This is a genomic window from Fulvivirga lutimaris, from assembly GCF_009711525.1.
In the GTDB taxonomy this organism is placed as follows: domain Bacteria; phylum Bacteroidota; class Bacteroidia; order Cytophagales; family Cyclobacteriaceae; genus Fulvivirga; species Fulvivirga lutimaris.
On the sequence record NZ_SMLV01000414.1, the window covers coordinates 31,263 to 39,702 of the forward strand.

Sequence of the window (8,440 nt, forward strand, 5' to 3'; positions counted from 1 at the left end):
TTTGTATTTCATTTTTACCAGTCGAGCCCAAGCACACCCTTATTACCGTCTTCATCAATGCCCTCAACCAATATCCCACCACTCTTATTTTTTAAAACAAGGTGCAGGTCTTCCAAGTCTATAATATCGACTTTATCAATTTTGGTAATGATAAAACCTTCTTTTAATCCCGACTCTTTCCATTTGCCTTCTTCAACTTTAATTGATTTTACACCACCTTTTAGGTCATATCTTGTCATATCATCATTATCAACATCTTCAAACAGTGTTCCCTCGATCTGGTTATCATATACATTTCTAACCATTTCTGTTGTTCCTTCAGTATTTCTTAATGTAGCAATTACATTGCTTTCTGTGCCATTTCTTAAGTATGTCACACTGATCTCATCACCAGGTCTGTTTCTGGCCACCATTTCCTGGAGTTCAGAGACGTTGGTTACAGTTTGCTCATTAATGCCAATAATAACATCGCCAGGTTCAAGTCCGGCTGCTTCTGCCGAGCTGTTGTCATTTACATAACTCACAAAAACGCCATTCACAACATTCAAACCTTGAGCTTCGGCAAGTCTGGCGTCTACATCACCAATTCGAATTCCTAGGAGTCCTCTTTGTACTTTTCCGTACTCCAGTAGGTCGTCCATAACTTTTTTGACTAAAGTGACTGGTACAGCAAAAGAATAGCCTGCATAGCTTCCATTTGGAGTTGCAATAGCCGTGTTAATACCTACCAGCTCACCTTTCAGATTTACTAAAGCTCCTCCGCTATTTCCTGGGTTAACGGCTGCATCGGTTTGTATGAATGATTCAATTTGTAGGTTATTTCTATCCCTTAAGATGCCAATATTTCTAGCCTTTGCACTAACGATACCGGCAGTTACCGTGGAGTTTAGGTCAAAAGGATTTCCAATTGCTAAAACCCACTCTCCAGGTGAGATTCTATCAGAATTTCCATAAGCCACAAACGGCAGCTCTCTGGCCTCAATTTTTAATAAGGCTAAATCAGTAGTTGGATCTGTTCCCACTAGTTTGCCGAAATAGCTTCTGTTATCAGACAAAACCACTTCTATTTCACTGGCATTTTCTATTACATGATAATTAGTTGCAATAAAACCATCATCGGACAGTATAACTCCTGATCCTGAAGATTGTGCTGGTCCTCTAAAATAACCTTCTAAGGCATTAAAACTTGAACCACCACTAGAGTATATGGATCTTATGTGAACCACTGCTTCTGTTACCTTTGTAGCAGCATTGACAAAGTTTAACCCCTCTGGAACTATGGAGGTGGTATCTATATAACTGGTTTTTGAAATGTTGGTCTTTTGCCTTTCGGAAATTGAGTTGTAATCATAGCCTCTGCCATTCTCAAAATATGATAAAATTAGAGCTGCAGAAAATATCGCTCCAAGTGCTGAAGAGCTCAATACAATAATAAAAAGTGAACGTTTACTCATAATAAAATCTGTAGGATTTACATTTTAACGCAGCAAAACGGCATGAGTTTGAAAACTACTGTTTTTCTTCATAAAGTTTTTTTAATTCCAACATCTCATCTCGTAATTGAGCAGCTTCCATAAAGTTTAATTCTTTGGCTGCTTTCTCCATCGCTTTTTGGGTTTTGGCGATCATTTTTTCTAAGCCTTCCTTGTCCATGTAAGCAACAACCGGATCCGCAGCAATGGACTGCTCTTCTTCAATGTAATAATTGACCGATGATTTTTTTCTGTCAGCAACTTTAGTCTGTCCTAGTATTGACTCTTTCGACCTAAGAATGGTTGTTGGGGTAATACCGTGCTTCTCATTGTAGGCCATCTGAAGGCTTCTTCTTCTATTTGTTTCATCAATGGCAAGTTGCATCGATCCTGTCACCTTATCGGCATACATAATCACCATTCCATTGGCATTTCTGGCTGCTCTTCCTATAGTTTGAACAAGCGAACGTTCATTTCTCAAGAATCCTTCTTTATCTGCATCTATAATGGCAACTAGCGATACCTCTGGTAAATCCAGACCTTCTCTCAATAAGTTTACACCTACTAGCACATCAAACACTCCAAGTCTAAGCTCTCTCAATATCTCAACCCGGTCAAGTGTATCCACTTCGCTGTGAATGTAGCGGCATTTGACATTTACTCTTTCCAGATATTTAGTGAGCTCTTCAGCCATACGCTTGGTTAGCGTAGTGATCAGCACGCGTTCTTCTTTCTTTATTCTTTCATCAATCTCTTCAAGAAGATCGTCTATCTGATTATGACTAGGTCGTACGTCAATGATAGGGTCTAAAAGGCCTGTAGGGCGAATGACTTGTTCTACAATTACACCTTCAGATTTTCTTAGCTCATATTCTGCTGGTGTTGCACTTACATACACAGCTTGATTCAAAAGACCTTCAAACTCATTGAAAGTTAATGGCCTGTTATCAAGCGCTGATGGGAGTCTAAAACCATAGTCAACCAAGTTAACCTTTCGTGATCTATCACCACCCCACATTGCGCGTACCTGCGGTAGTGTTACATGACTTTCGTCAACTATCATCAGAAAATCATCTGGGAAGTAGTCAAGTAAGCAGAAAGGGCGATCACCAGCTTTCCTACGATCGAAATATCTGGAGTAGTTTTCAACACCAGAACAATAACCGAGTTCTCTCATCATTTCCATGTCAAACTCTGTTCGCTCTTTTAGCCGTTTAGCTTCAAGATGCCTTTTTTCTGATTCGAAGAAATTGAGCTGAGCAACCAGCTCGTCTTGTATTTCGGTAATGGCAGTGTGGAGAGAGTCTTTACCTGTTACAAAGAGGTTCGCTGGGAAAATTGTAATGGCCTGCTCATTAGATATTTTTTTTCCGCTTTGCGGATCTATTTGCTGAATAGCTTCTATCTCATCACCCCAGAAAATGATGCGATAAGCAAAATCCCCATAGGCTATAAATATGTCAACTGTATCACCTTTAACTCTGAAATTTCCTCTTTTAAATTCAGCTTCAGTTCTGCTATAAAGAATGTCAACCAGAGCAAATAAAAGTTTGTTTCGAGGGATTGATTCACCAACTCTGAGCTTAATTACATTTTTACCAAACTCCTCAGGGTTGCCAATACCATAAATGCAAGACACTGAAGCAACCACAATAATATCCCGTCTGCCTGTCAATAGAGCAGAAGTGGCGCTTAACCTAAGCTTTTCAATTTCTTCGTTTATAGAGAGGTCCTTCTCAATATATAGGTTGGAATTAGGAATGAAAGCTTCGGGTTGGTAATAATCGTAATAGGAGATAAAGTACTCTACTGCATTCTCAGGAAAGAACTTTTTGAACTCTCCATAAAGCTGAGCGGCCAGTGTCTTATTATGGCTTAAAATCAGTGTTGGTTTGCCAGTCTGAGCTATTACATTGGCCATGGTAAAGGTCTTTCCAGTGCCTGTAGCTCCTAAAAGGGTTTGATTTAATTCTCCGCTGTTAATTCCATCAACCAATTGCTCAATGGCTTTTGGTTGATCTCCGGTAGGTACATATTCACTCTGTAGATTGTAATCCATTCTTTATTTACTATTCCAAATTGCCCATGATTCTTCCGCCTGAAGGTGCAGCATCTCAAGCCCATTTTTTATCTGAGCCCCCTTATCTACTCCCTTTTTTAAAAATTCTGTGATTTCCGGATTGTACACCAAATCATATAAATAGTAATTGGAATTTAAAAGTTCATATGGGATGTTGGGAGATGAATGAACATCAGGTGACATACCTAGAGGGCTTGTATTGATGATTAACTGATATTGTGAAAATACTTCGCTCAATTCGTCATAGCCGATCTCATTTTTTCCAGGAGATCTTGAAACAATCTTATAAGTAATATTTAAATCTTCCAGTGCAACTTTGACCGCTTTAGAAGCACCTCCTGATCCTAATATAAGAGCTTGAATTCCGAGGCCTTCAGGAAGCCACTGTGCTAATGATTGTTTGAAACCATAATAGTCCGAGTTATAACCTTTTTTGAAACCGTCATCATCAACCTTTATGACATTAACTGCTCCAATGCGTTCCGCAGATTGATCTAAAGAGTCTAAATAGGGTATTACATCCTGCTTATAAGGAACAGTAACATTGAGCCCAATTAGTTCTTTGTCAGCTAAAATCTTTTCAATAAGTTCTATTGAAGGGAGCTCATACAGGTCATAGGTATAAGCGGTCAGGTTTAACTCTTTAAATTTTTTGGAAAAATAGGCCTGTGAAAAAGAGTGTGATAGTTTCTTTCCTATTAGGCCAAATTTTTTCATTTATGTGGTTTTGATCTGTAGTGTGCTATTTTCTCTATCAATACTACGATAAAAACACCTAAAGCCATAAAAAGAATAGCTTGTAATAATAGGGGGTATTCTCCTGTCTGTCTCAAATATTCACCGGGAAGAACATTGTCAGTTATAGTTGGTACTTGTTTGCCTTCACTATTAATTCTGAAGCCCAGGGCTATTTTCCATGGCCATACTTTGTTCAATGATCCAATCATAAACCCAGAGAGCAAGGCAACGGCTATATCGTGATAATTTTTTAATAGCCATGATACACCTCTTGCGAATGAAAGTAATCCTACGATACACCCCAAGGCAAATACTCCAATAACTAAAAAGTCTCTCTCAGTGACTGCATGAAGTATGAACTCATATTTTCCTAAAATAAGCAGAATGAATGCTCCTGAAATACCCGGAAGTATCATAGCGCAAATAGCGATACATCCAGAAAGAAACACAAACCACAAAGCTTCGGTGGTTTGTGCCGGTGTTGTGATTGTTATGAAATATGCTATTCCAATACCGATGAGCATAGGAAGCAGTGTTGTTACCTTCCATTGCTTAATTTCTCTTAAAACCAGAATGGAAGATATAATTATCAACCCGAAGAAAAATGACCACAATGAGATAGGTTCAGCCTCCAGTAAGTGTTTTATTACTTTGGACAGAGTTAATAAACTTGTAAGTATTCCTAAAAAAAGTGGTAATAGAAATGCTCCATTTACTTTTTCCCAAAGTGCCTTGAACTGAAACTTGGACAGCAATTTTAACGCTTCTAAATCACAGCTTTTTATGGAATCCAGTAGCTCAGTATAAATGCCTGTAATGAAGGCAACTGTACCACCAGAAACACCCGGAACCACGTCAGCTCCACCCATGGCAATACCTTTCAGATAGGTTAAGATCTGATTTTTAAAGCGGCCCATAAGTTCGGTTAATTTTCAGGAGTAGCGTTCAAAAAATGGCTAAAAGTATCGCCTCTTAGTCCAAGTCGAATAGTCTCTAGAGGAATTACCTCATTAGGCGCTATATTACCCATGTTTACATTAGCTCCTAATAATTTAATAAACCAAACCTGTTGTGCTTTTATAGGTGCCTCCCAGATGATCTTCTCAAATGGAATTTTCGTCAAGATCTCCTGAACAAGTCCGGACCTAACTTCTCCAGTACTACGGAAAAGTCCAACATTACCACCTTCTCGAGCTTCACCAATCACTTTCCATGCACCGGCATCAAGTTCGGCTTGCATCAATTTAATCCATTGGTAAGGAGGAATGATTTTCTCTTCATCTTTTGATCCAACTTCTGATAACACAGTCACCTGATCAGATAATTTGCTGATGTAGTCACACTTCTTGTCATGATCAAGTTCTATAGAACCATCAGAAACCTCGGCATAGGCTAGATCATACTTATCCAAGACCTTGCGGTAATCATCAAACTGATTTCTAACAATAAACGCCTCGAAAAGCGTACCGCCAAAATAGACAGGTATGCCGGCTTCTTTATATACTTTGAGTTTATCTTTGAGGTTAGGAGTCACAAATGAAGTACCCCATCCTAGTTTTACAATATCAACATATTCTCCACTAACACTTATAAAATCTTCTACTTCTCTTACACTAAGCCCTTTATCCATGGCCATTGTAAATCCGAATTGCCTGGGCTTTGTGGTTCGCTCAGGAATGTTATTCAAACTATAATTCATTAGGAGTTCTCTTTTCTAAATTGTTCAATTATTTTGTACAATGCCTTTTGGGTTTCCAACTGAGGAAAAAATTCAAATAGCACCTCATGATTATCGAAGTCCAAAATTAGAGCATTTTCTAAATAATTAAAGGCTTCCTTGTATTTACCTGCGGCAATTAGGTAAGCAGTTATTCTATAAAAGTAGTCCGACTCATCGGGAAGCTCTTCTAACCCATTGATCATCAGGTCAATAGCTTTCTCATATTCGCCCTGATCGTAATATATAAATGACCAATCAAGCCAGATTTCTTTATCTTCAGGACTCAACATACTGGCTTCCTGATAGGCATCTATGCTTGAAACAACATTGCCTATGTTAAATTCAGCTTTTGCTACCGCTTTCCAATAAATAGGATTTTCATAATCAAGCTTCAGCGCTTTATTGAAAAAATGTAACGATTGATACCATTTTTGTTGCTTTTCAAGACATCTTCCAGCACCAAACCATGCTTCATCATAAAGGTTATCTAGTTTGGTAGCTTTCTGAAAATATTTCAAGCCGAGTTCATGTTGCTCCATTCCCTCGTATGTTGTGGCCATCTGGCAGTACACTTCAGCACTCGGACCTTCAATATCAATGGTTGATTTATAGGCATCTAGTGCTTTACTATATTCCTTTGTTTGAAGGTAGGTGTTACCCATGTTATAGTAAGCAGAAGCAAAATTTTCCTCAATAGCAATGGCATATTCATAGGCTGAAATAGCCTCGTCATATTGCTCCAACTTGTTATAAACAATCCCCAGGTTGTACCATGCTGCCTGAGAATAAGGATCGGCATCAATAAACTGCTTGTAATATGCAATACTACTTTCAAGCTCGCCACACACATCAAGACAATAGGCTAATTCATATAAGGCACCGTCATGATAAATATTTTCTTCTATAGCATTTTTATAGGACTCTATGGCCTCATCAAACTGCTCCATGCTTTGGTACACCAAGCCTAGGCTATAATAAGCCTCATCTTTTTCTTCAGCAAACACCAGGGCTTGTTGGTAACTTTCAACAGCTTCATCATAGTCCCCTGTAAGTGATAGAATAGAGCCCTTCATAAGATAGATTTCGCCATCATTGGGTTGATATGCCTGAGCCTTATTTAATTGATCTAAAGCCTCATCAAACTTTTCCATATTGCTCAATATTTGAGCTTTAATGACTAAAAGTTCGGTTGAAAATGGGTATTGTTCTTCGGCCATATTGGCTGCAACCAGGGCTTGACCATATTTACCCATATCTTGATAATGAGCAATTATATTTTCAAATCCATCTAGTTCGAAAAAGTGGCTGGCCTTATTTTTTTGATGTTCTTCGAAGCGCTTGATTAGTTCGTCTACTTCTTTTTTCTTCTTGAAGTTTTTAGCCATTGAGCGTATAGAGAAAGTTTAATGAATATAACGAAAAAATATTTTCATTTATACTTCATTAGGTGTAAAGTTTTGATTTTTGCTCTTTAATCTTTGAACAGCTCCATTCTATGGAATCTGATAAGTCCGCAAAGGTAAGGCTTAATTCTTTTTTGGCTTTTGAGTTGTCAAAATAAATCTCGCTTTTGGTAAGTCGGGCCGTTTCTGTGGTGATGATAGTTTTCGTTCCGGTAAGCATTGATCTCAGTTTGTCTAAGAACATTCCAATCTTAAGTAGAAGAGGATTTGATTTAATATGTGGAGGTTTCTTGTTAAAATTCTTAGCAATCAAGCCAAACAGTTCTTTGTAGGTGGTTATTCCTCCATTGACAATATATCGTTCTTTTGTTTTCTTAAGTTTTATGCATTGAAGCACTGCCTTGCAAACATCTCTAACATCAACGTAATTGACTTTCCCCATGGGGTAGAAGGCATTTTCTTTCCAGACATAGCTAAATAGCTGACTGCTACTTTTAGCACCAACTCCCGGAGCTAAGATTACCGAAGGGTTGATCATAGCTGCAGTTAAACCCTCTTCGATACCACGCCATACTTCTAGTTCAGCATAATATTTAGAGGTAGCATAATTGCTATTCCATTTAGATTCTTGCCACTTATTATCTTCTGTTACTGTGCCAAAACCAGTCAGTCTTCCCAATGCAGCAACCGAACTTATTTGTAGGTAGTACTCAATATTTTTATCAAGTGCCAGATTAATCATGTTAGCTGTCCCTTCAACATTGACCTTATTCATCAATTCTTTATCAGCCTGATGAAATGAGACTACCGCTGCGCAATGAATTATAGATTTAACATTTGTTAGCTCATGTGAAAATGATTCTGGGTTTAGAATATCACCATTTACAATTTCAAGTTTGTCAAGATAGTCGTCAAGCAAGAAAGTTTTGCTGTCTTTTCTAACAAGAGCTTTAACATTATACCCTTCATCAATTAGTGACTTGCAAATATGGCTTCCTAAAAGGCCATTTGCTCCGGTTACAAAAAT

General features: G+C 38.2%; 7 protein-coding genes. All 7 read right to left on the minus strand.

What is annotated here, in order from left to right; all coding sequences use genetic code 11:
• Nucleotides 1-14: 14 nt before the first annotated feature.
• Nucleotides 15-1,454: a S1C family serine protease gene (locus E1140_RS15755; protein WP_155185967.1), complete on the minus strand. Its 1,440-nt coding sequence runs from the start codon at nt 1,452-1,454 to the stop codon at nt 15-17.
• Nucleotides 1,455-1,509: 55 nt separating this feature from the next.
• On the minus strand, nt 1,510-3,531 hold the full coding sequence (gene uvrB, locus E1140_RS15760) for an excinuclease ABC subunit UvrB (RefSeq protein WP_155185970.1): 2,022 nt from the start codon (nt 3,529-3,531) through the stop codon (nt 1,510-1,512).
• 3 nt (nt 3,532-3,534) lie between these two features.
• Complete coding sequence (locus tag E1140_RS15765; RefSeq protein WP_155185973.1) at nt 3,535-4,269, minus strand: shikimate dehydrogenase family protein; 735 nt, start codon at nt 4,267-4,269, stop codon at nt 3,535-3,537.
• Complete coding sequence (locus E1140_RS15770) at nt 4,266-5,207, minus strand: polyprenyl-phosphate transporter (RefSeq protein WP_155185975.1); 942 nt, start codon at nt 5,205-5,207, stop codon at nt 4,266-4,268. The genes E1140_RS15765 and E1140_RS15770 overlap by 4 nt, the downstream gene beginning before the upstream one ends.
• An 8-nt stretch (nt 5,208-5,215) precedes the next feature.
• On the minus strand, nt 5,216-5,989 hold the full coding sequence (locus E1140_RS15775; RefSeq protein ID WP_155185978.1) for a phosphosulfolactate synthase: 774 nt from the start codon (nt 5,987-5,989) through the stop codon (nt 5,216-5,218).
• Nucleotides 5,989-7,395 carry a tetratricopeptide repeat protein gene (locus tag E1140_RS15780; RefSeq protein WP_155185981.1) on the minus strand — a complete coding sequence of 469 codons (1,407 nt, stop codon included), beginning with the start codon at nt 7,393-7,395 and terminating at the stop codon, nt 5,989-5,991. The genes E1140_RS15775 and E1140_RS15780 overlap by 1 nt, the downstream gene beginning before the upstream one ends.
• A 58-nt stretch (nt 7,396-7,453) precedes the next feature.
• Nucleotides 7,454-8,440 (minus strand): NAD-dependent epimerase/dehydratase family protein (locus E1140_RS15785; RefSeq protein WP_155185984.1); only part of this gene is annotated, 987 nt, incomplete at its 5' end.

Excerpts from the sequence above, each read along its gene's own strand:
- E1140_RS15775 (WP_155185978.1), bottom strand. The coding sequence starts at position 5,989 with ATGAATTATAGTTTGAATAACATTCCTGAGCGAACCACAAAGCCCAGG.
- E1140_RS15755 (WP_155185967.1), bottom strand. The coding sequence starts at position 1,454 with ATGAGTAAACGTTCACTTTTTATTATTGTATTGAGCTCTTCAGCACTT.
- E1140_RS15780 (WP_155185981.1), bottom strand. The coding sequence starts at position 7,395 with ATGGCTAAAAACTTCAAGAAGAAAAAAGAAGTAGACGAACTAATCAAG.
- E1140_RS15770 (WP_155185975.1), bottom strand. The coding sequence starts at position 5,207 with ATGGGCCGCTTTAAAAATCAGATCTTAACCTATCTGAAAGGTATTGCC.
- E1140_RS15765 (WP_155185973.1), bottom strand. The coding sequence starts at position 4,269 with ATGAAAAAATTTGGCCTAATAGGAAAGAAACTATCACACTCTTTTTCA.
- uvrB (WP_155185970.1), bottom strand. The coding sequence starts at position 3,531 with ATGGATTACAATCTACAGAGTGAATATGTACCTACCGGAGATCAACCA.